Here is a 22422-nt window from a genome sequence, read left to right as displayed (position 1 = left end):
GGGCATTGATAATGATTTTTGGACAGAGCGGCAACAGGAATGTGCGCGGACGCCGAATCCCGGATTCAGCCCGGCAGGGTCGTGACGAAGGTATCGCAAGCGCCGCGTCCTATGTGGGGCAGGGAAGGAGGCCACCTTTTTCCGCGTCGTTGAAGTCCCGTGGACGGGCCGCTCCGACGACCGTGAAACCCAGGCCTGAAAAGCTACTGAGATGAATCGGTGGAGCGCGCGAGCAACTTGCCCAGGATCTCGAAATCCTCCTGGAGGGTGGCGGCGATCCAATCGAAACGCAAGGCGGCGGCAGGATGATAAGTTACGAAATAGCTTCGTCCGTTGCGCGGCTGCGTGGTTCCATGCAAGTCGGAAACGGTCGCGGTATCGCCCAGCATCTGACGTGCGGCGACTTGGCCAAGCAGCACGATGACCTTGGGCGAGATCAGCTCGAGTTGACGCTCCAGCCACAAATTCGTGCAGGTTTTCAGCTCGTCGCGCCGGGGCGTGCGGTTGTTCGGCGGACGGCACTTGACGCAGTTGGTAATGAACAGCCTGTCGCGGGCGATGCCCTGACCTCGAAGGAGCGTGTCGAGATACCGGCCTGCGGGGCCGACAAACGGCCGGCCAGCCGCATCCTCTTTGCCGCCCGGGCCTTCGCCCAACACCATGATTTCGGCATTTACCGGTCCTTCGCCAGGGACTGCGTGTCGGCGGCTCTCGTGAAGCCGACATGCGACACACAGGCGAATGCCGCCGGCAAGATTTTCGAGTTGTTCGGACGAGTCTCTCAAGTCCTCTATGGCCATATACGCTGAATCCACGATCCACGGATCTCTACTTCGCAGACACGGCCCCAACGCATTAAGTTCAGCATCCAGCCAATTTGCCTCCCGGTTCGGAGGGAAATGGTGCCTGAACGTACTGGGGGTATAGAGAACATCGGCTTTCAGTCTGTGGTCTACCGGATGAGTTTGATCCGCAAATTTGTTAATCTGAGATTTGCTAGCTCAGCGCGGATCAACTCGGTTCCGTTTCGCGCATAGACCAGGAATGGTCGGCTACCTCGCAAACCGCGGATCTCTCCAATAGGCGAGCTTCCAAGGAGTTGGCTTGCGAGGTGTGATTTCAATCAGGACGACGAGGTGGCACATGGCTAATTTAGGAAAGGGCAGCATTTCTCCTATCGCGCGGCATCCCGCGGCTCGGGTGTTTGAGGAGGACACCGGCGATGCATTGGCAGGCCTTGACATGGCGGGTTTGGAAACGGTTTTTCGAGGAGGCAAGCGAAAATCGTTCGCCGCCAAACAAATCATCTTCAGAGAAGGCGATCCGGCCGATACCGTGCTGGCGATTGTGCAGGGCTTAGTGAAGCTTATCAGCTATTCGCCCGACGGGAGGGCCCGTATCGTTCGGCTTCATGCCAAATGTGCATTTCTCGGTCTCGGGGGATTGATCGAACCGACGTATCAGCATACGGCGGTGGCGGTCGATCAGGTGGAAGTGATTTGTGCGCCGTTGCGAACGATTGCCCAGCTCAAGAAAGATAATCCTTATTTGTATTGTCGGCTCATCGAGTGCTGGTACCAGCATCTGAAGAGTGCCGACATCTGGATTACCGACTTTTCCACCGGATCGATAAAGGCGCGCGTCGCCCGGTTGGTGAACTTCCTGGCGGCCATTCAAAACGATACTTCGACATCGACTGCGGTAACTCTGCTGACCTGCGAGGAAATGGCTGCGATTCTCGGCGTTACGGTTGAAAGCGTCAGCCGAGTTCTGGCGGAATTCAAGCGCTCACGCATGCTTCGCGCCATAAAATGCAAGCCGGCGAAGAGATACGAAACTAACATCCCCGCTCTCAAGCATGTAGCGCAAATCTGAGTGCTTGGCAGTCTGAATAATCCGCCTGCCGCAGACAGTGTCGGCGGGCGGATTGGTTCAGTCTCTCGTAATACTACGAAATAAGCGTTGCCTTAGATGCGGGCTGGCGCCAAGAACCAGCCCCGCAACCAAGGCCGCGATCGCGATATCGCTGGTTCGAATATTGGCTGCACCGAGCGCATCAGTTACGGTAGCGCGCAGTGTGTCGGGAATGGCGGAGGGAGGCTGGGGCGCGGCCGCAAGGGAGGCTCTCGACGACGACGGCGGCAACGGCGCCGCTCTGCCCTGTTTGGTAAAAGATCGCGCAATAACCCATAACGCGATGAAAGCGATCACAATCATGGCGACGCCGACGATTACTCCGGCGACCCAAGGCTCCAGCATCGCCTCCAGCGATAAATAGACGCCAAGCAACGCGAAAACCAAGCCGCCGAATGCGGCCAATGTGGCGAAAATTGCCAGGGAGAGCAGTACCGCCGATCGGCTCAGCCCCTGCCAAAGCTTTGCTTTTTCCGCAGCGACGATGTCTGTGAATGATCGCATCACGGCAGCGGCCCGCCGTTAGCGACGGGTACCAAGCAACGTGCCGATTGCGAAGCCTGTGCCGAAGGCCACTAAGAGACTGGCCAAGGGGCGTGACTCTACATATTGCTCTACGCTTTCCTGGGCCGCCATCGCGTGGCCGCGAGCGCGTTCACCGACCTCCCGAGCTCTTGCGTAAGCGGTTCGTCCTTGCTCGACGCCCAAATCCTTCATCGCAGCCATCAAGTTGCCCATGTCGGCTTTGAGGGTGGCCAAGTCCTGCTTCAGATCTTTGGTGATGTCTTCCGTTGTTGCCATCGCTGACCTCCAGCTGTATCAGGGTTGTTTCGTTGCCGACCGAAGGGTGGTTTTGCTGCAACTTAATCCCTTCAAACACCGCCGGCATTTAGAAAAATCAACTACAGGCTCGATTCTTCCGCCGCAGCGCTGAGTGGTTTGTTGGCGTTTTACCGGCTTCGGAAAAACGGCAAGAGATAAGCCGGTCGACTTGCGGATATAGATCGTCTCATAACCGACCGGGTACCTGCGTTGGACCCGGAAATGAAGCCGAAAGTTGCTTTATTAACCCGGCCTATAAATATAGGTTGGGTTAATCCGGGGCAGGGATGCCCCGGCGCGGCGACAAGCCGCGCGAGCCCAGGCCGGGCGTGTACCGGCCTGGGCGGCGGCCCGAAATACCAGGAGGGTATTTACGGGCCTGATCAATAAGATGGCGCGCGTGTTGTGGTTTTCTGTCTAACTTTATTTAGAAAACAAAAGCTTGAGGGCTTCTTCGGGATGGGCGAAGTTTCTTTAGAACGGAATATCGTCGTCGAAGTCGTCCATGCCGCCGAATCCGGGCTCCGGCTGCGGGGCTTGCTTCGAAGATCCCGAAGATGGCGGCGCATAACGATCGGATTCTCCGCGCCCGCCCGAGCCGGCCGAAGGACCACCGGCGCGGTCCAGCATCTGCATCTGATCGGCGATGATTTCGGTGGTATAGCGGTCTTGGCCGTTCTTGTCCTGCCATTTGCGCGTGCGCAGACTGCCCTCGATGTATACCTTGCTGCCTTTCTTCAAATATTCTCCGGCGATCTCGGCCAGCTTTCGGTAGCACACGACCTGGTGCCATTCGGTGCGTTCCTGTTGTTGGCCGGTCTGCTGGTCTTTCCATGTTTCGCTCGTGGCGAGCCGTAGACTGGTAACCGCGCCTCCGTTGGGCATGTAACGCACTTCCGGATCGGAACCTAGGTTGCCGATGAGTATGACTTTGTTGACGCCGCGAGTGGCCATATTAAGGTATCTCCGATCGATGATACGGTTGAGAATTTAAACAGCTATTAGACTTGCCGCTATGGCTGAAGTTCTTAATTTTTAAGTAAAAATTACAGGTTTCGTCAGATTTCGAAAGACTGTCGGAAGCCTTGGCATGCTCATGCAGCGACTTCCTGCAACAATCCGCTCAGCGCCATGCGATCCAGCTTCTCTTTGTCGATTTTCAGGTAAGCCACGCCGTCTTCGGCCAGGACTACGGCTTCGGCAACTCCCGGCACTTGAAGCAATCGTCTGGACAAACTGGAAGCTTGGTCATGACTCAATCCGTTCACGTTAACCAGGAGGCTGCTCAAACCTCGGGGAGCTTTCATACCGATGGCAAATATAAACCATAGCAGAGCGACGGCGGCGCAGAACAGGAAGACATAAGGTATTCCGTAGCGGCCGTAAATCCAGCCGCCACCAGCTCCGCCCACGAAGGCGCCCAAAAATTGAGCCGTGGAATAAACGCCCATGGCAGTACCCTTGAGGTCGAGAGGAGCGGTCTTCGACACCAACGAAGGGAGGGTGGCTTCCAAAAGATTAAAGCCGGTGAAGAACAGGTAAAGAAGCCCGGATATGATCCAGAAATCGTGTTGAAGCCAAGTAAACCCCACGTCCGAAAGGACGATTAACGCGATGAAAGAGACGAATACCGCTTTCATCTTGCGTTTCTTCTCCGCGAGAATCACGAAAGGAACCATGCTGGCAAGGGCAAGTCCAAAAACGGGCAAATAGATGTGCCAGTGGTTGGCCGTTTCCAGCTGTAGCGAATCGCGCAAAATCAGCGGAAGAACTACGAAAGTAGCGGTCAAGACGAGATGCAGACAGAAGATGCCTAGGTCTAACCGCAGAAGTTCGCGATTTGCCAGGACTGTCTTCAAAGATGCCGGACGCACTTCCGTATCCCGGTGAAAACGGCTCACGGCCGGCGTCGGCACAACGCTGTACAGCACCACGATACCGAGCAGAGCCAATGCCGTGATAATCCAGAAAAGACCGTGAAGCCCTACCCAGCCGGAGAGGACCGGGCCGATCACCATAGATAGCGCGAAGGACATCCCGATGCTGATGCCGATCAAGGCCATCGCTTTGGTGCGGTGTTCTTCGCGGGTAAGATCGGCGGCCAAGGCCATGATGACCCCGGCGACAGCGCCGGCCCCCTGTAGAGCCCGGCCGGCAATGATGCCGTAGATCGAATCGGACAGGGCGGCGAGCGCGCTGCCGGCGGCAAAGAGCAGCAAGCCGAGCACGATCAGGCGTTTCCGCCCATAGCGGTCGGACCAGAGGCCGAAGGGAATCTGAAAGATCGCTTGGGTCAAGCCGTAAGCGCTGATGGCGAATCCGACCAATTGCGGCGAAGCGTCCGGAAGCTCGCGGGCGAATACCGAGAGAACCGGCAGGATCAGGAACATGCCCAGCATTCTCAACATGTAAATAGCGGCCAGAGACAAGCTGGCGCGCACCTCGGCTCGGGTCATCGGAGTGTCGAGTTGCAAGGTCGGATTCAAGCAATATGCTCCTTTGCGAGTGGCGGGAATCGGCCTATAGTAACAGGTTCTGTTTTGCGCTTGAATTTTGCATGGACACGATTCAGATCCGTGGAGCCCGCACCCACAACCTCAAAAACATCGACCTAGACCTGCCCCGTGACAAGCTGATCGTCATCACGGGATTGTCCGGTTCCGGCAAGTCGTCGCTAGCGTTCGACACCATTTACGCCGAAGGGCAGCGACGTTATGTGGAGTCTCTTTCCGCTTACGCGCGGCAGTTTCTGTCGGTGATGGAAAAGCCCGACGTCGACCATATCGAGGGCTTGTCGCCGGCCATTTCCATCGAGCAGAAGTCGACTTCGCACAATCCCCGTTCGACCGTCGGCACCATCACCGAAATTTACGATTATCTCCGGCTCCTCTACGCCCGCGCCGGCATGCCCCGGTGTCCGGAGCACGGCATCTCGCTGGAGGCGCAGACCGTCAGCCAAATGGTGGACCACGTTCTCAGCCAGCCGGAGGACAGCCGCTGGATGCTGCTCGCCCCGGTGGTCAGCGAGCGCAAGGGAGAGCACGCTCAGGTGCTGGAGGACTTGCGCAGCCAAGGCTTCATCCGCGCCCGCATTGACGGCGAGATTTACGAGCTGGACGAGCCCCCCAAGCTCGACCTTCGCCGAAAGCACAGCATCGAAGTGGTGGTCGACCGGTTCAAGGTGAGGCCGGACCTGGCCGTGCGCCTCGCGGAATCGTTCGAGACGGCGCTACGGTTGGCCGAAGGTATCGCATTGGTAGTGTCCATGGACGATTCGGAAACCGAATTGGTCTATTCGGACAAATATGCCTGCCCGCATTGCGGCTACTCCCTGAGCGAACTGGAGCCGCGGATCTTTTCCTTCAACAATCCGAAGGGAGCATGCCCGAGCTGCGACGGGCTGGGCGTCAAACAGTTCTTCGATCCTCACCTGGTCGTCCAGAATCCGCAGTTGAGTCTGGCGGGCGGCGCCGTGCGGGGCTGGGACCGTCGAAACGCCTATTACTACCATTTGGTCCAGTCGCTGGCCGAGCACTACGGTTTCGATCCGGAACAGCCATTCGGTCACCTGTCGAAATCGGTTCAGGATATCGTTCTGTACGGCAGCGGAACCGAAACGATTCCATTCAAGGTTCTGACCGCGCGCGGCGATACGCTGGTCCATCGGCATGCTTTCGAGGGGATCATTCCGAACATGGAGCGGCGCTATCGCGAAACCGATTCGATGATGGTACGAGAAGAACTGTCCAAGTATCTTTCCAGCAAGCCTTGCCCTGAATGCGAGGGGACCCGCCTGAACCGTGCGGCGAGACATGTGTTCGTAGTCGATTCCTCTCTGCCGGAGCTGACCGCCTTACCAATCAGGCGCGTACTCGAATTTTTCGGCGAACTGACGCTCACCGGGCGGCGGGGTGAAGTGGCGGCCAAGATCGTCAAGGAAATCACCGCGCGTCTCCAGTTTCTGGTCAATGTCGGGCTCGATTACCTGACCCTGGCGCGCAGCGCCGATACCCTGTCGGGCGGCGAGGCCCAGCGGATTCGCTTGGCGAGCCAGGTCGGAGCTGGCTTGGTGGGCGTGATGTACGTCCTGGACGAACCGTCGATCGGCCTGCATCAGCGCGACAATCAGCGGCTGCTCGATACCTTGCTGCGTTTGCGCGACCTGGGCAATACCGTCATAGTCGTGGAGCACGACGAGGACGCCATCCGGATTGCCGATCATGTCGTGGATATCGGGCCGGGGGCGGGGGTTCACGGTGGTCGAATCGTGGCCGAGGGGACGCCAGAAGCGATCATGGCAAACGACGATTCCCTCACCGGCCAATATCTCTCCAACCGTCTCGAGATCGCCGTGCCGGAGCGGCGTATTCCGCCCGATCCGGAGCGCGTGCTCCGGATTCGGAATGCCCGCGGCAACAATCTGAAGGGTATCGACGTTTCGTTTCCCGTGGGGCTTTTTACCTGTGTGACCGGCGTTTCGGGGTCCGGCAAATCCACTCTGATCAACGATACGCTGTTCCGCTTCGCGGCTCGCGAGCTCAACGGTGCCGCCGCGATGCCGGCATCGAGCGACGGCATCGACGGACTGGAGCATTTCGACAAGGTGGTGGATATCGATCAAAGCCCGATCGGTCGCACGCCGAGGTCCAACCCCGCGACCTACACCGGGTTGTTCACGCCGATCCGGGAACTCTTCGCGGCGACCCCGGAGGCGCGGTCACGCGGCTATTCGCCGGGGCGGTTCAGTTTCAACGTCAAGGGCGGGCGATGCGAGGCTTGCGCCGGCGACGGCGTGATCAAGGTGGAGATGCACTTCCTGCCCGATATTTTCGTCCATTGCGATGTTTGCAAGGGAAAACGCTATAACCGAGAAACGCTGGAAATCCGCTACAAGGGCAAGACGATAAACGAAGTCTTGGAAATGACGGTGGAAGAAGCCAGTCAGTTCTTTTCCGCGATTCCGGCCGTTGCCCGAAAGCTCGATACTCTGATGGAGGTGGGGTTGGGCTACATCAGCTTGGGCCAGAACGCGGTGACGCTTTCCGGCGGCGAAGCTCAGCGGGTCAAGCTGGCCCGCGAGTTATCGAAGCGGGACACCGGCAAAACGCTCTATATTCTGGATGAGCCGACGACCGGACTGCATTTTCACGACATTCGGCAACTTCTGGGCGTTCTGCATCAATTGCGCGATCACGGCAACACGGTGATCGTGATTGAACACAATCTGGACGTGATCAAAACCGCCGACTGGCTGGTCGACTTGGGACCGGAAGGCGGTGAAGGCGGTGGTTTAATCGTGGCGGAAGGCACCCCTGAACAGGTTGCCGAAAACAGGGCTTCCTATACCGGGGCATTCTTGAAGAAAATCTTATCGAAGTCGGTACCGCCGAACCGAGCGTTTGGCGAAGCGGTTCACAAAATCAGTCGGAAGACTGTGCGGCCGTGACCGTAGCGACAACATCAGGAGAGTTATTTATCGTAGGTGATGAGGTGGAGGCGGTGGTAGCTTGCGGATCAGAGGCGATTAGCCAGAAGATGATTAGACCTAGCGCCAGGGCTGTTACAACAACCATATGCTTTTCGCTAAGTGCTTTCACTTAATATCTCCCTTTGTATGATGAAACTCCGTTGCGAAGCTTATTGAGTTTGCGTTACGGCAACGTGACGTGGATCTTACGCAAAGTTGTTCAAGACCTCTGTAAGTGAAAAATGATAACGCTGTCACCATGAGCTTACAAACGGTTTTATACGGATTTTAAAATGGCTGTCGTTGGCTTTTCTCGAAAAACAAGCAGTGTGCGTTATGAATAAGTCCTCCAATACGAATCCAATTAGTTTTGCCGCGGTATGTCGTCAGCTCTTGGGTCCTTTGACCCGGTATTTGATATCAAAATGTCAAAAGGTCTATTTTCGCGCCGTGGAGTCGACGGGGCATCATAAGCGAGACATCCTCGTCAGTCGTGTGGAGAATGCGCGGGACAGTTTGGAAGAAGCCAAGGAGCAATTTCAAAGTGCGCTGGATAAGTTCAGCGCACTTACGGACTTTCAGGGTGGCGAGCTCGAAGACTTATATCGACAGATTAAAGTCGAGTTCGATTACAGTAAAGCCAAGGCTCTAGCAGTCAAAGACCGGATTGCGGCGGTGCAGGACGTGGCCGAGGCTCTTTTTGCAGAATGGGAGGATGAGTTGGAGCTGTACACCAACCGCAGCCTTCGAAGCAGCAGTCGGCAAAAGCTTAAGCTCACTCAGCAGCATTACGGACAACTGATTTCCGCGATGCGTCGAGCCGAGGGCAAAATCGAGCCAGTACTGAGCGTATTCCAAGATCAGGTGTTGTTTTTGAAGCATAACCTCAATGCAAAAGCGGTTGCGTCGCTGGAACATGAATTGGCAGCGATGACCGTTGGGGTTGCCGGCTTGATCACAGCCATGGAGCGTTCCATAAACCGAGCGAATGATTTCGTGTATTCGCTGAACGGTCAAAAAGCACTCCCTGCCAGTTGAACCGTTGTTTAGTGCCGAGCAGCTCGTTTCAGAAAAATTCTGATCGACTTTCTTGATACACCGGTGCTAGCTTTGCGGATGCCTTCAAGTCATCTTGATGGCCGATTGTGTCAATTGCAACAAAGTGTTGTTTTGGTGCAATTAGCCGTAAGAGCGCACCAAACAGGTGCAAAATCTTACTGATGCGTTACTTAAGTAACTGAGGGCACATTATTTTCGCCTTGGTATGGACTTTGCCTTAAGACTATCGTTCCAGAAAACATAAGAGAAAAAGCGATATGTATAAGAATTCATCCAAGATCCGAATGGGGCGTGTGGCTTTAGGCGTTCTTGCAGCGGTTTTCGCTGCCTCCGTTGGGGCTGAGGAAGCGAGCGAGCCCACCGGGTTGCTCGGCTATATGGGCGCCGATGTCAACGATACCCAATTCATGAAAAACTTGGGGCTGCAATTTGGTGGATGGATTAACGCCGGTATCACTTACAACGCGAATGAGCCCGCCGGAAGATTTAACGGGCCGGTGACGTTCAATGACCGTGCCTCCGAATTTCAACTGAATCAGCTTTACTTTTATCTGCAGCGTGCCGTCAATACAGAGGGCGATTCCTGGGATTTCGGCGGACGCTTCGACTTTATGTTCGGCACCGACGCCCAATTTACACAGGCTTACGGTTCGCCCCGCGGACATTGGGATCTCCGTCTGATGAACGAGGAGCGCTTCTATGACATCGCGCTGCCACAGGCCTACTTTGAAATATTCGCGCCTTTCGGTAACGGCATCACTGCGAAGATTGGGCATTTTTACACCATCATCGGCAACGAAGTGGTGACGGCACCGGATAATTTCTTCTACTCGCATGCTTATACGATGCAGTTCGGAGAACCCTTTACCCACACAGGCGTGTTATTAAGCTATCCGATTGATCAGAACTGGACGATAACGGCGGGGGGCGTGACCGGCAGCGAAACCGCCGGTTGGGATGGTGCCTGGGACAAAGGTCTTGGTAATTGGGCATTTCTCGGTGGCGTGACTTGGGCCAGCGATGACAAGGGCAGTTCTGTAGCATTTAGCGCCACCAGCGGTGAGATTTCCGAGCAAGACGCAAACAATTGGAGCATGTACAGCTTAGTGATAAAGCACGACATCATGGAAGGCCTACACTACACCTTCCAGCATGATCATGGATGGGCAAATAGCGTCGTCGGGGCGACCGATCGGTCTGGCAGTAATGGGACCGATGCAGAATGGTATGGGATCAATCAATACCTCACCTACGATATTTCAGACGATCTTGCTGTCGGGCTGCGCGCTGAATGGTTCCGCGATGACGACGGCTTCCGCGTGGTTTCGCCTGCGCGGACATTGGGGGCGCTTCCAGCATCAAGTTATTATGCATTCACGGCCGGTTTGAACTGGAAGCCGGTGAATTGGCTGATGGTGCGTCCGAACGTTCGGTACGATTGGGCTGATAAGGCAGACGCGTACGACAATGCTGGTGGAGCGGCAAGCTTTGCCGGTAAGAAGAGCGATCAATTCCTCTTTTCCACCGACGTGGTCATAACGTTCTAATATATCTTGGGAATTTCGTCGTGAAGGACAGGGACGTCCTCCTTCCGTACTTCTGCCTTTCACTCCGAAGAACACTCCGTTCTAACGGGGTCGACCGTTAGCCTTCTAAAGCTCAAGCGGCCCGCTGCTATCGGAGCGGATAAAGCTTATGCGGCCTTGCGCGGGTTATGGTCTGATACCGTTTTTTCGTGCTGCAAGCATTGGCGGATAAGCTGTTTGGCCTGAACCGCACACTTGCCGCACTGATCGCACGCACCTAATTTGGAGCGCAGACTGCGCATGCTTGTCACGTCCTGTTCCTGAACGGCCTTTCGGATTTGTCCGTCGGTGACTTTCTTGCAGATACAGATGTACATAACAAGACCAGATGAAAAAACCTGATCTAAATACTAGTACAACTGATAATTATTATCAAATAAGATTTGATTTGAACTGTCTTGCCCATAGGTGGGCGAGTGATAGGGCAGGCTGGATGTGTAGATTACATCTGTGTTTGCAGGTAGTTCTGTAGTCCGATTTTTTCGATGAGGCCGAGCTGAATCTCCAGCCAATAGGCGTGGTCCTCTTCTGTGTCCTTGAGAAGCGTCAGAAGGATATCCCGCGTAACGTAATCGCCGACGCTTTCACAAAACGCCATCGCTTCTTTGAGTTCGTCGATTACTTTGTATTCTAAAGTCAGGTCATTCTTGAGCATGCCTGGAACATCCTGACCGATCTGCAGTGCGTTGCGCTTGCTGAGATCCGGCACACCTTCGAGGAATAGAATTCGGTTGATCAATCGGTCGGCATGGGACTGTTCTTCCTGCAATTCGTGATGAATGCGTTCATACAGTCGGTTAAATCCCCAATCCTTATACATCCGGGAGTGAATTAAATACTGATCGATGGAAGTCAGCTCGCCGATCAGCAAATGGTTTAAGCGCGCGATAACATCGGCATTGCCTTTCATTTTGTTCTCCGTTGTGCAGCACCAAATCCCGCTTCGGATTAGACAAGCCCACCGAAGTGAGTAAATTGAAACAGAATTACGTATACTAGTCACCCTTTAGCGCTCCGGGGATGTGCTGCCGGTTCGTCGGCGGCGCAGGGTGTTAGACAATTTCTGTGATAGACGCATGACCCAAATAGAATACGAAGTCCGCGAACAGGATCTGGTTGCCTTCAACGAACATCAATTGCAGAACTCCGCGAGTTGGCAGAAAACCTTGCGTCGTCACCAGGCGATCTTCCCCGGTATCATGGCGCTCATCGCGCTGTTCTTGTGGTTTTACTATCAGGATACGCTTTCCGCGATCTACGTAGGTGTGATCGCTGCATTATGGGGCATTTTGACCCCCCTCTATTTCAAGGGAAGCCTGCGCAGACAGATCCGGAAACTGTACTCGGATGAAGAAAGAGCTTGCATCCTCGGTACATATACCTTGCGGGCCGAGCCGCATGTTTTGGTAGAGGTCAACCGGAACGGCGAGTCTCGGATGAAATGGGCCGATATTCTTCGCGTCGAGATGACCAAAAAATACGCCTTTCTTTTCGTAGGCATTGACACGGCTCTGATCATCCCCCGTGCTACCGTCAAAAAAGGGGACCTCCATGAGTTTGTCAAAGAAGCCGACCGGCGAATCGAGCAGGCTGCTTAATTCCGCGCTGCCTTTCCGGCTAATGACCGGTGCCGGCTTGGCACCCCATTGGCATGCTTAATTTCAAATCGGTCGCGTTAAGGCGAGGCCAGCGTCTTCTGTTTGACGAGGCTTCCTTCACCATCCATAGCGGTGAGAAGGTCGGTATCACTGGCGCGAACGGAGCCGGTAAATCCAGTTTGTTTCGTCTGGTTCTGGGCGAGATTCATGTCGATGCCGGCGAAATTTCGATGCCGCCGAATTTGGATATCGCCCATGTGGCCCAAGAAACCCCGGCTAGCGATCAGAACGCCTTGGACTATGTCATGGACGGTGATCGCGAATTGCGTCTCATCCAGGCTGGTCTTCACGACGCGGAGAAAAGCGGCGATGGTGAGAAGCTGGCACTGCTCCATTCTCGCCTAGACGCGATCGGAGGTTATGAAGCCAAGGCGCGCGCCGCCAAACTGATGTCCGGTCTCGGGTTTTCGCCGGGCGATGAGGCCAAGCCGGTAAATCGGTTTTCTGGCGGATGGCGAATGCGCCTCAACCTCGCCCAAGCGCTGATGTGTCGGTCGGATATGCTGCTTCTCGACGAACCGACCAATCACCTTGACTTGGATGCCGTGATTTGGCTTCAAGAGTGGCTGTCCCGATATGCCGGTACTCTGCTTTTGATTTCTCATGATCGGGATTTTCTTGATGATATCGTCGATCATGTGCTTCATATCGAGAACCAAAAGGTTACGCTGTATTCCGGAAACTATTCGGCATTCGAGGCGAGACGAGCGGAACTCTTGGGGCAACAACAAGCGGCCTATGAAAGACAGCAGCGCGAAGTCGCGCGTATTCAGTCGTTCGTAGATCGATTTCGTGCGCAAGCTACCAAGGCGCGCCAGGTGCAAAGCCGCCTCAAGGCGTTGAGCAAGCTGGAATTGATTGCCGCGGCGCATGTCGACTCGCCTTTCAAATTTTCTTTTCTGCCGCCGGATAAGCTGCCTTCGCCTTTGTTGAAGCTGGATGAGGCTGGCGTGGGGTACGGTTCGACGCCTATCTTAAGCGGCGTTAATCTGACGTTGAATCCGGGCGAGCGGATAGGCCTTTTAGGCACAAATGGCGCAGGCAAATCCACCCTGATCAAATTATTGGCCGGTGTTTTGAGCCCAAGCTGCGGAGAGCGTTTGGAAGCGCAAGACCTGAGGGTCGGTTATTTTGCACAACACCAGATCGAACAGTTGCGGGTCGATGAAAGTCCCCTTAAGCATTTGCAGCGACTTGATCCAAATGCGGCAGAAAAGGATTTGCGCAATTTTCTTGCCGGTTTTGGTTTTTGCGGCGACCAGGCGTTGGCCGCAGTCGCGCCGTTTTCCGGTGGCGAGCGTGCCCGGCTTGCATTGGCTCTTTTGATTTATCAGAAGCCGAATCTTTTGTTGCTGGACGAGCCCACCAACCATCTCGATCTGAACGCACGTGACGCGCTTACGCTGGCCTTGCAGGATTATCAGGGAGCGATGGTGCTCGTTTCTCACGATCGCCATTTGCTCCGAACGGCTGCCGACGATTTCTGGTTAGTCGCCGACGGAAAGGCTGAGAAATTCGCTGGTGACTTGGATGATTACAGGCAGTGGCTGAGCAATCGACGTGCCATATCGCAAGCTTCGGCCGAAAGCAAGGCGGCACCGTCCCGCAAAGATCAACGGCGCCTGGATGCGGAGCGGCGGCGTGCGTTGAGACCCTTTCAGCAGGCGCTGGAACGGGCTGAAGCCTCTTTGGAGAAATTGACGTTCGAAAAGCGGCGTCTCGAAGAGCGGCTGGCAGATCCTGCGCTGTACGAGGGTGACTCGAAGGCGGACTTACAGTCTTTGCTCCTTGAAAAAGCTGAAATTGACCGCCTACTGGTGGAAACCGAGTCCGCCTGGTTGGAGGCAAGTGAGGTGTTGGAATCGGTCTCGGGTGAAACTTGAGCGAGCTCGAATTTGCTGCCGAAGTGTAAACATGCCGCTGATAAAGCTGTTTCTCGATATCTGTTTTTTTAAGAAAGGACCTCGGGATGTTCCTGCGTCGAGCTTGCTGTTAGGGCTCGCGGTTCTCGCCTACTTGATCGTAGGTGTCGTGCTGCTCGGATTGGAACGCGATTGGAGCGGAGCGGTCGTCGAGGCCGTGGTTGAAGCTTTAATGCTGTTCGGCTTTCTTTATATGGCACTCTATCTGAGCCAGGGGATTCCCCGCCTGCAACAAACGGCGACCGCTTTATACGCATGTGATGCTTTGATCAGCACAGCCGCTGTTCCGCTCCTTGCCTGGCTGCTGGTGACACCGGAAGCCAACGGGGTTTACATTTTTCTGACGCTTCTGATGCTTTGGCACTTGGCGGTAATTGGGCATATTTTGCGACATGCTTTGGCCATTTCATTCTTTTTCGGCTTGGGGTTGGCTTTCGGGTACGTAGTCGTAAGCTATCAAGTTATGATGGTCCTGTTTGGTCGAACCATGTGAGCTGAAGCAGAGAATAGGAGACTGGTGATGACGTACCGGCAGATTTTATTGGCAGCCGATTTTTCCGAGCACGGGGAACAGGTGATCCAGCAGGCTCAGGATTTGGCGAAAAAGTACGACGCCAGACTTAGCATTATCCATGTCGTGGAAAATATGCCGGTCATGGATTCGTCTTATGGGCCGATTGTGCCGTTCGACATCGATCTGACAGATCAGATGATGGATGCGGCGCGGAAGCGTTTGGCAGAGATCGCCGATCGTTTGGCTATCCCTCAAGACAATCGCTGGGTTGAAATCGGAAGTCCCAAGGTGGAGATTATCCGCATTGCCAAGGAGCTGCAGGCAGATCTAATTGTCATCGGATCGCATGGCAGGCACGGCATCAGTCTGTTGCTCGGTTCTACGGCCGCCAGCGTGATTCACCATGCTGAGTGCGACGTTCTGGCTGTTCGTCTCCGGGGTTAGATTTTGATTTCTCATTGATTGACAAGGAGGTCAAGGATTATGAATTTGTTTAATCGCTGGATGTGGTTGCTGCTGGGTGGTGCGCTGCTAATCGCCAGTGATGCAGTCATTTCAGAGGAGTTTAAAGGAGGGCAGGGCATGTCCATGAAGATCGAATCGTCAGCATTTATGCATAACGGCGATATGCCACAGCGCTTCACTTGTGACGGTCAAGACGTGTCGCCGCCGTTGTCCTGGTCCGGGATTCCCGAGGGCGCGAAAAGCTTGGTGTTGATTGTGGACGATCCCGATGCACCGGATCCGAAGGCGCCGAAGATGACATGGGTCCACTGGGTGCTCTACAACATTCCGACAAGCTCGAGCGGTTTATCGGAGGGAATTTCGTCGCAGTCTTTGCCCGCCGACACTGCCGAAGGAGTCAACGATTGGAAGCGGACGGGCTATGGCGGGCCATGCCCGCCAGTAGGGCGGCATCGGTATTTCCATAAGCTTTACGCACTCGATACTGTTTTGTCTGGACTGCATAAGCCCACGAAAGCCCAGCTCGAAAAAGCCATGCAAGGACATGTTTTGGCGCAGGCCGAGTTGATCGGCGTTTATCAGCGTATTAAATGATACTGGCCGACGAATCTTCTTATTTTTTCCAGTATGCCGGCGTAAACAAAATCAGCGCCGTAAAAACCTCAATGCGGCCGAGAAACATGGCCAGGGTACAGGTCCATGTCTGGAAATCCGTTAGCCCCGCGAAATTGCCGGCTGGCCCTACCTGGTTTAGTCCGGGACCCATGTTGTTGATGCAGGCAATGATGGCGGAAAAGGACGAGACGAAATCTAGGCCACTGATGACCAGCAACAAGGTCAGAATCACGACGCTCATGAAATAGACGAAGATGAATCCGAGTACCGCGAGAATAATATTCGATGGAATGACCATGTTGCCAAGCTTGAGGGGGTTCACGGTCGTGGGATGCGTCAGTATGAGCATCTGCAGCTGACTTTGCTTGACCAGAATTAGGGTTCTCATCATTTTGATGCCGCCACCGGTGGAGCCGGTGCAGGCTGAGACGGAGCTCAAGAAGAGCATCCATAGCGGCGCAAATAATGGCCATTGGTTGAAGTCGACGCTGGCGTAGCCACAATCGGTAGCTGCGGAGACCAGATTGAAGCTCGTGTGTCGAAAGGCTGTCCAATAGTCAGCATAAGTACCCTGCTGCCAAAGATAGAAAGCGACACCCACGCAGCTGGCGATAATCAGGATCAGAAAAGGCGCCACCTCGATATCATGCTTGTAAGGGGCAAAGGTCCTGCTATGGATCGCCAGGAAGTGCGTGGCAAAATTGATTCCCGCGAGCAGCATGAAAATGGTGAGGACGCCCTCGATTTGCGGCGAATCGAAATAGCCTATGCTGGCATCGTGTGTTGAAAACCCGCCTAGCCCCATGGCGGAAAAGGCATGACAGATTGCGTCCAGCCAGTTCATCCCAGCTAGTTTGAGCGATCCGATACAGATGACGGTAATGCCGGCATAAACCAGCCAGAGGTTTTTGGCTGTCTCGGTAATGCGAGGAGTGAGTTTGCTCTCCTTCATGGGGCCTGGGGTCTCGGCCATAAACAACTGCCGTCCGCCGACACCGAGTACCGGCAGAATTGCGACAACTAAAACGATGATTCCCATGCCTCCCAGCCATTGAAGTTCGTGTCGCCATAAGTTGATGGCCGGAGGCAATTCATCCAAACCAGTCAGGATTGTTGCGCCGCTCGTTGTGAGCCCGGACATGGCTTCGAAATAGGCGTCGGTGAATGACAAATCCTTGAGGTAGGACATCAAAGGAAAGGTCGCGAACGCCGCCATTCCCGTCCAGGCGAGCACCACGAGCAAGAACCCATCCTTGGCTTTCAATTCGCGCTGGAATTTTCTCGTCGTGAGCCATAAAAGTCCGCCGGCGGCTAGAGTGAGCAGCATGTCTTCGATAAACAACGAAACCGTCCCGTCACGGTAACTTAACGAGGTCAGGATAGGTAACGCGTAAGTCACGCTGAAAACCATCAGCATTAGGCCGAAAACTCTAGCGAGGGATAAGAATCGATTCATCTGACAAGAACCCTATAACATCAAACCAAAGGGTCACTAAAAGAAACTCTCGACCCGCGGTCGAAAGAGCGAGGAATTGCGCTTGTCTGCAATCGATTCCACCTTAGATATCGCTAGATTGACCCTGAAACATACCTCGATTGGCTGTTTCGTTGAAAGGCGGGAGTTTTGGTGTAAAGCTGACTGAAGGGAGTCAGCCATGGCTGGCGATTGTGTGGAGTATCGTAGAGCCGTTGATGATGGATTGAGTCGATAGATACAGCATGAGTCAGCCGTTCACGGAAAGCGGGTTTGGTGCCTCGGGCCGGAATCGAACCGGCACGCCGGGTTAGGGCGCGGGATTTTAAGTCCCGTGTGTCTACCTATTCCACCACCGAGGCAAATAGACTTGAATCCTCATCGGAGGGGAGTGTCGCTGATAAGGTCGTATCTTGTCGCTAACCGAGTCAGCTCTACGTCGTTCTTGACAGACAGTTTGTCATACGCCCGATACCGGTATGTATTGACCGTTTTGGGGCTTATCGTCAGCATGTCCGCCATGTCCTGAATCGACCGGCCTTGAAGTGTCATGATGACGACTTGCAGTTCGCGGTACGATAGATCGTTAAACGGCGACGAGGATTGATCGGCCAGTTTGGCCAAGGCCATTTTACTGGCAACGTCCTGACTAAGATATCGTTTGCCCTCGGATACCGTCCGAATAGCATTGATCAACTCGCTGATAGGACAGCTCTTCGAAACATAGCCGTGAGCGCCCAAATTTAGGAGTTGGTGCGGGAATGGTCCATCAGCATACACACTCAAAGCCACAATTTTCACCAGTGGATGTTTTTGACTGATCTTTCGGCATGCTTCAATCCCGCCTATACCCGGCATATTGATATCCATAACGATCAAGTCGGGACTCAGCCGGTCAGCTTGCTCGATGGCCTCTTCGCCCGAGCACGCTATACCGATTACCTTCATGTCCTCGGCTTCGTTCAGTAAGTGCTCGATGCCCGCTCGAACCAGTTCATGATCATCTACCAGGAGAATGCCGATCATAACGTCAATGGCTAAAACTGGACTAGAGCGCTTACCTTAGAATATGGCGGAGAGGGAGGGATTCGAACCCCCGGACGGGATCAACCGTCAACGGTTTTCAAGACCGCCGCTTTAAACCGCTCAGCCACCTCTCCTCGATTCATCAAACATTCTCCTATAAGGATAACGTATAAGCCTCTTCGGTTCTATCTTTACGCTTTCCAGAGACATTTCCCGTTGCTTGCCTTATCGATAGCATCAAGTCTGGCGGCATGCGCTTGGAGTTCCGTTTCGCTGCAACGGATTATTTTAAGCTGAGGGCGATTTATTGAGAGGGTCAATTTTGGCGTTTGCTGTAATTTGTCCGTACCCTCATCTGTCGATTCCGGCTCCAATACCAGTAAAGTCTGGCCACCGGTCATGGCGAGATAGACTTCGGCTAGGATCTCGGCATCGAGTAGAGCGCCGTGCAGTTCTCTGTGTCGATTGTCTACACCATATCGTTTGCACAATGCGTCCAGATTGTTGCGCTGTCCGGGATGTTTCTTTTTGGCGAGCACCAACGTATCCAGAACGGTGCAATATTCCGCCACGCTGGCAAAGCCGCTGGATAGCAATTGCAGTTCATGGTTGAGAAAGCCCACATCGAACGGAGCATTGTGGATAACCAGTTCAGCGCCTTTGATATAAGCCAAAAGGTCCTCGGCGATATCGGCAAAGCGAGGTTTATCGGCTAGAAATTCGGCGCTCAGTCCATGTACCTCAACGGCTCCTGGATCAATGTTCCGCTCTGGATTCAGATAGACGTGAAAGCGATTTCCTGTCAGCCTGCGACTGATGAGTTCCACGCAGCCGATTTCAATGATGCGGTGCCCTTCTGCAGGGTCGAGCCCAGTTGTTTCAGTATCAAGTACGACTTGTCGCATGAATTGTTTTCGCCTGTTCTGGCGCTGTAGGTTCTAACAGTTCGTCTATCCCTCGGTTGGCAAGTGCGTCGGCGCGCTCATTCTCGATATGCCCAGTGTGTCCCTTTATCCATTTCCACTCGACGCTATGGTCTTGTTGAGCGGCTACGAGACGCTGCCAAAGATCGACGTTCTTGACCGACTTCTTTGCTGATGTTTTCCACCCTCGTCGGATCCAGTCCGGTAACCACTCGGAAATGCCCTTGAGAACATAAAGAGAATCAGTCGTTATGCAGACCTTGCTGGGTCTTTTCAAGGCTTCCAATCCTTTGATTGCCGCCATGAGCTCCATGCGGTTATTCGTAGTGTTGGGCTCTGCTCCGTAGAGCTCCATCTCTTTGCTTTTGTACTTCAACACTACGCCCCACCCTCCGGGTCCCGGATTGCCGCGGCAAGCGCCATCCGTGTAGATGTTAACTGTGTTAGTCACGGTGCCTCTTACTGTAAAGTTTCGAGCATGTGGCTGGGCACTAAACCCGGTGCGCTGACCCATTTTGGCGTGATTGGTATCAACGTGTAAGTTCTTTTAACCGCCTTTATGCCGAATGCGAATGACAGATTAGCGCGAGATTTGCTGAAAAATGAGTTGGGTCTTTGTATCACTTTGGACGACGCAATGCTGAATGCCGCACTGTATTCAGCATCGAATTTTAGAAGGCTCAACCAGTCTAACAAGCGGTAGCAGCTGATAAAGTTGAGCTGCCAAAATGATGAGCGTCGCGGAAGATATTGAAGGATGCCGTGCACGCTCCAGGGATTAAAGCCAAGGACGAAGAGTCTGCCATTAGGTTTTAGCACGCGTTCAACCTCGTGTAAGACTTCGTGCTTGTTGATTTCGAAGTCGATGACATGAGGCAAAATTAAGATATCTATGCTTGCGGTCGCGACGGGTAGTGCGTTTGGATACCCCGTGATTACCTGTTTGGTATAAGGCTCGCCCCGATGCTCAGCGCTAACAAGGACGAAGTTATGAATAAATATTTCATCAATATATAAATTCTCGCATCCTAGTAAGCCGACTTGTAAAATTTTTTGATTGTAAGTAGGATTCAGCGAACTTTGGAGGTAGGATGCCTCGATGGTTTGTAGTATTTGCCCTAGGGTTGTGGCGTGATACCACTCCAGAAATACCTGGCGAGGGTGAGGCGACGGTGTGCGTTTGGTTTTCATTGACTAAACTGCTGGTATGCCGCTATAAATCACCCGAATAGAACTCTGAGGTAGACACGATGAGACGGCCAAAACGCGATGTAAAGTTGCTCTGTTATGCATCAGCTTTTGCCTTGTCTCTAAGTGCCTGTACGCATCACGCCGGGAAGACGAAGACGGACAACAGTTTTACCGACAATTCTCAATCGGCGTCAACGCCGAACAGCAAAAATTCCCGCGTCTTTCATATCTCTAAGAATACCAGCCGCTGGTTTAGGAAAAAGGACAAAGCCTCTACCGGTCGTCATAATGGCAAGAGCCTGGCCGAATATGACAGTTTGTGGGATCGATTGTTCGATTCGTACAATTTGCCGCCTGTTGAGCACGAGGAAATAGATCGTGAACTCGAATGGTTCGTCAATCATCCGACCTACGTGGATCGTGTACAGAAAAGGGCCGAACCTTTTCTCTATTCTATCGTGAAGCAGTTCGAAAAGAATGATATTCCAGGCGAGTTGGCGCTTTTGCCTGTCATCGAGAGTGCATTCCAGCCTGATGCAGTGTCTCCGGCTAAAGCCGCGGGCCTATGGCAATTCATTCCTTCTACCGGGCGGCTTTACGGCTTAAAACAGAGCCGTTCATATGATGGTCGACGTGATGTGTACGCATCAACTCGAGCGGCGATCAAATATTTGAAGAAACTTCATTCCGATTTTAATGGCGATTGGTTGCTTGCAATAGCGGCTTACAATTGTGGTGAGGGTGCAGTTGCCAGAGCCATTCAGAAGAACGAGGCCAGAAATAAGCCTACCGATTTCTGGTCGTTGGATTTGCCGGGAGAAACACGCACCTATGTCCCGCGTCTCTTGGCTGTTGCGAAGTTATTCGCGGAGGCTGAACAGTACGGCATTGACTTACATCACATTCCCAACGAAGCCTTGTTTAAGCCGGTAAAGATAAGCACGCAACTGGACCTGGCGCTCGCGGCTGATGCGGCCGATATCTCCTTGGACAAGCTTTACGAGTTGAACCCCGGTTTTAAGCGCCAATACGCCGACATCGAAGGCAGTTATAGGTTGTTTATCCCTGCCGACAAGAAAATCAGCGAATTTAAGCAAGAGTTGGAACGGCTGGCGCAACAAAGCCAACCTCTAGATGGGGGGCGCCCATCGATCGCTGACGAGCTGATCGCTGCGCGGGACTCGAAATTGGCAAATGCTGACGTTGCTTGGGAATCCGGCAGGGCACATGGCAGTTACTCCGAAAAGAACGGTAAGTTCCAGAAGGTGCGAAAAGGCAAATTAGAAGAAAAGGCACGCCGTGGTCGGGGCGTCGTATCTTTTGCGTCCAAGCCTTCTGGCAAAGTAATCGGGAAAATCAGAGGCGGGGACAGTGTTGCGGCAGTTTCCGCAAAAGGAAAATCTGCTGAGTCTCTAAATAAACGGTCGACTTATACCGTTCAGTCGGGTGACACGCTTTGGTCTATCGCAAGGAAACATTCCGTTGATGTTGAGCAGTTAGCTAAGTGGAATGGTGTATCGGCAAAGACTGGCGTCAAGGCTGGCCAAAATTTAGTGCTTTGGAACAAGGACGCCGCCAAGAAGCTGGCAATCGCTAGTTCTGGGATTAAGTCTTCGCAGTCGATTAGTTATACCATTCGGCAAGGCGATACGCTGTTTTCCATCTCGAAACGATTTAAAGTCAGTGTGGCTGACTTGCGCAAGTGGAATGGTTCTAAGATCGAAAAACACATTCAACCGGGCACAAGTATCATGGTCCAGGTCGAGAGGGACTAGCAAAAATATCT

The 22422-nt window shown here is 53.7% G+C and carries 22 protein-coding genes and 2 tRNA genes; 10 read left to right on the top strand and 14 right to left on the bottom strand.

What is annotated here, in order from left to right; genetic code table 11:
- Positions 1 to 203: 203 nt before the first annotated feature.
- A complete protein-coding gene (locus tag ACWJJK_RS17265) occupies positions 204 to 815 on the bottom strand; it encodes a uracil-DNA glycosylase (RefSeq protein WP_156879499.1) in 612 nt (203 codons plus the stop codon).
- A gap of 328 nt (positions 816 to 1143) precedes the next feature.
- Between ACWJJK_RS17265 and ACWJJK_RS17260 the strand changes: the two genes are divergently transcribed.
- Positions 1144 to 1875, top strand: a complete 732-nt coding sequence (locus ACWJJK_RS17260; protein WP_077727948.1) for a Crp/Fnr family transcriptional regulator — start codon at positions 1144 to 1146, stop codon at positions 1873 to 1875.
- Between the two features lie 57 nt (positions 1876 to 1932).
- On the opposite strand, the gene ACWJJK_RS17255 is transcribed toward ACWJJK_RS17260, so the two are convergent.
- The 4 genes from ACWJJK_RS17255 to ACWJJK_RS17240 all read right to left on the bottom strand — a co-directional run bounded on the left by ACWJJK_RS17255 (position 1933) and on the right by ACWJJK_RS17240 (position 5222).
- The gene (locus tag ACWJJK_RS17255) at positions 1933 to 2418 is read right to left on the bottom strand and encodes a phage holin family protein (RefSeq protein WP_077727949.1); all 486 of its coding nucleotides are present in this window, start codon (positions 2416 to 2418) and stop codon (positions 1933 to 1935) included.
- 18 nt (positions 2419 to 2436) lie between these two features.
- Entirely contained in the window at positions 2437 to 2715 is a 279-nt protein-coding gene (locus ACWJJK_RS17250; protein WP_077727950.1) for a DUF883 family protein, read from the bottom strand.
- Between the two features lie 495 nt (positions 2716 to 3210).
- A complete protein-coding gene (gene ssb / locus ACWJJK_RS17245) occupies positions 3211 to 3690 on the bottom strand; it encodes a single-stranded DNA-binding protein (protein ID WP_086133601.1) in 480 nt (159 codons plus the stop codon).
- A 140-nt stretch (positions 3691 to 3830) separates the two neighbouring features.
- Entirely contained in the window at positions 3831 to 5222 is a 1392-nt protein-coding gene (locus ACWJJK_RS17240; RefSeq protein ID WP_434101738.1) for an MFS transporter, read from the bottom strand.
- A gap of 71 nt (positions 5223 to 5293) precedes the next feature.
- On the opposite strand from ACWJJK_RS17240, the gene uvrA reads away from it, so the two are divergent.
- From uvrA to ACWJJK_RS17225, 3 genes are all read left to right on the top strand, one after another.
- Complete coding sequence (gene uvrA / locus ACWJJK_RS17235; protein ID WP_347257564.1) at positions 5294 to 8182, top strand: excinuclease ABC subunit UvrA; 2889 nt, start codon at positions 5294 to 5296, stop codon at positions 8180 to 8182.
- 357 nt (positions 8183 to 8539) lie between these two features.
- Positions 8540 to 9241: a DUF2959 domain-containing protein gene (locus tag ACWJJK_RS17230; RefSeq protein WP_133716971.1), complete on the top strand. Its 702-nt coding sequence runs from the start codon at positions 8540 to 8542 to the stop codon at positions 9239 to 9241.
- A gap of 278 nt (positions 9242 to 9519) precedes the next feature.
- Entirely contained in the window at positions 9520 to 10809 is a 1290-nt protein-coding gene (locus ACWJJK_RS17225) for an outer membrane beta-barrel protein (protein WP_156879501.1), read from the top strand.
- A 146-nt stretch (positions 10810 to 10955) separates the two neighbouring features.
- On the opposite strand, the gene ACWJJK_RS17220 is transcribed toward ACWJJK_RS17225, so the two are convergent.
- Together ACWJJK_RS17220 and bfr are read right to left on the bottom strand one after the other, a co-directional pair.
- Positions 10956 to 11165, bottom strand: coding sequence for a (2Fe-2S)-binding protein (locus tag ACWJJK_RS17220; protein WP_077727955.1), 210 nt, complete (start codon positions 11163 to 11165; stop codon positions 10956 to 10958).
- A 125-nt stretch (positions 11166 to 11290) separates the two neighbouring features.
- A complete protein-coding gene (gene bfr, locus ACWJJK_RS17215) occupies positions 11291 to 11758 on the bottom strand; it encodes a bacterioferritin (RefSeq protein ID WP_077727956.1) in 468 nt (155 codons plus the stop codon).
- 166 nt (positions 11759 to 11924) lie between these two features.
- Between bfr and ACWJJK_RS17210 the strand changes: the two genes are divergently transcribed.
- The 5 genes from ACWJJK_RS17210 to ACWJJK_RS17190 are packed head-to-tail and all read left to right on the top strand — an operon-like array spanning position 11925 to position 16001.
- A complete protein-coding gene (locus tag ACWJJK_RS17210) occupies positions 11925 to 12446 on the top strand; it encodes a YcxB family protein (protein ID WP_077727957.1) in 522 nt (173 codons plus the stop codon).
- 53 nt (positions 12447 to 12499) lie between these two features.
- Complete coding sequence (locus ACWJJK_RS17205; protein ID WP_156879502.1) at positions 12500 to 14389, top strand: ATP-binding cassette domain-containing protein; 1890 nt, start codon at positions 12500 to 12502, stop codon at positions 14387 to 14389.
- Between the two features lie 31 nt (positions 14390 to 14420).
- Positions 14421 to 14921: a hypothetical protein gene (locus ACWJJK_RS17200; RefSeq protein WP_156879503.1), complete on the top strand. Its 501-nt coding sequence runs from the start codon at positions 14421 to 14423 to the stop codon at positions 14919 to 14921.
- Positions 14922 to 14948: 27 nt separating this feature from the next.
- Positions 14949 to 15386, top strand: coding sequence for a universal stress protein (locus ACWJJK_RS17195; RefSeq protein WP_077727960.1), 438 nt, complete (start codon positions 14949 to 14951; stop codon positions 15384 to 15386).
- Between the two features lie 39 nt (positions 15387 to 15425).
- Positions 15426 to 16001 carry a YbhB/YbcL family Raf kinase inhibitor-like protein gene (locus ACWJJK_RS17190; RefSeq protein WP_205780631.1) on the top strand — a complete coding sequence of 192 codons (576 nt, stop codon included), beginning with the start codon at positions 15426 to 15428 and terminating at the stop codon, positions 15999 to 16001.
- Between the two features lie 19 nt (positions 16002 to 16020).
- Here the strand turns inward: ACWJJK_RS17190 and ACWJJK_RS17185 are convergent, their stop codons facing one another.
- From ACWJJK_RS17185 to ACWJJK_RS17155, 7 genes are all read right to left on the bottom strand, one after another.
- Positions 16021 to 17478, bottom strand: a complete 1458-nt coding sequence (locus ACWJJK_RS17185) for a TrkH family potassium uptake protein (RefSeq protein ID WP_077727961.1) — start codon at positions 17476 to 17478, stop codon at positions 16021 to 16023.
- Between the two features lie 292 nt (positions 17479 to 17770).
- A tRNA-Leu gene (locus tag ACWJJK_RS17180) sits at positions 17771 to 17858 on the bottom strand.
- A 16-nt stretch (positions 17859 to 17874) separates the two neighbouring features.
- Positions 17875 to 18522, bottom strand: coding sequence for a response regulator (locus ACWJJK_RS17175; protein ID WP_077727962.1), 648 nt, complete (start codon positions 18520 to 18522; stop codon positions 17875 to 17877).
- Positions 18523 to 18566: 44 nt separating this feature from the next.
- Positions 18567 to 18656: transfer RNA gene (locus ACWJJK_RS17170), tRNA-Ser, on the bottom strand.
- 57 nt (positions 18657 to 18713) lie between these two features.
- Entirely contained in the window at positions 18714 to 19427 is a 714-nt protein-coding gene (gene dnaQ / locus ACWJJK_RS17165) for a DNA polymerase III subunit epsilon (RefSeq protein WP_077727963.1), read from the bottom strand.
- Positions 19408 to 19896, bottom strand: coding sequence for a ribonuclease HI (rnhA, locus tag ACWJJK_RS17160; protein ID WP_240502355.1), 489 nt, complete (start codon positions 19894 to 19896; stop codon positions 19408 to 19410). The genes dnaQ and rnhA overlap by 20 nt, the downstream gene beginning before the upstream one ends.
- An 8-nt stretch (positions 19897 to 19904) precedes the next feature.
- Positions 19905 to 20636 carry a class I SAM-dependent methyltransferase gene (locus tag ACWJJK_RS17155; RefSeq protein ID WP_077727965.1) on the bottom strand — a complete coding sequence of 244 codons (732 nt, stop codon included), beginning with the start codon at positions 20634 to 20636 and terminating at the stop codon, positions 19905 to 19907.
- Positions 20637 to 20695: 59 nt separating this feature from the next.
- Here ACWJJK_RS17155 and ACWJJK_RS17150 point away from each other — a divergent pair, with 59 nt between their 5' ends.
- On the top strand, positions 20696 to 22411 hold the full coding sequence (locus ACWJJK_RS17150) for a LysM peptidoglycan-binding domain-containing protein (RefSeq protein ID WP_077727966.1): 1716 nt from the start codon (positions 20696 to 20698) through the stop codon (positions 22409 to 22411).
- The last annotated feature ends 11 nt before the right edge of the window (positions 22412 to 22422 follow it).

The organism is Methylocaldum gracile, from assembly GCF_053646815.1.
The sequence above is the reverse complement of the archived record's forward strand: the minus strand, read 5'-3'. Positions and strand labels throughout refer to the sequence as shown.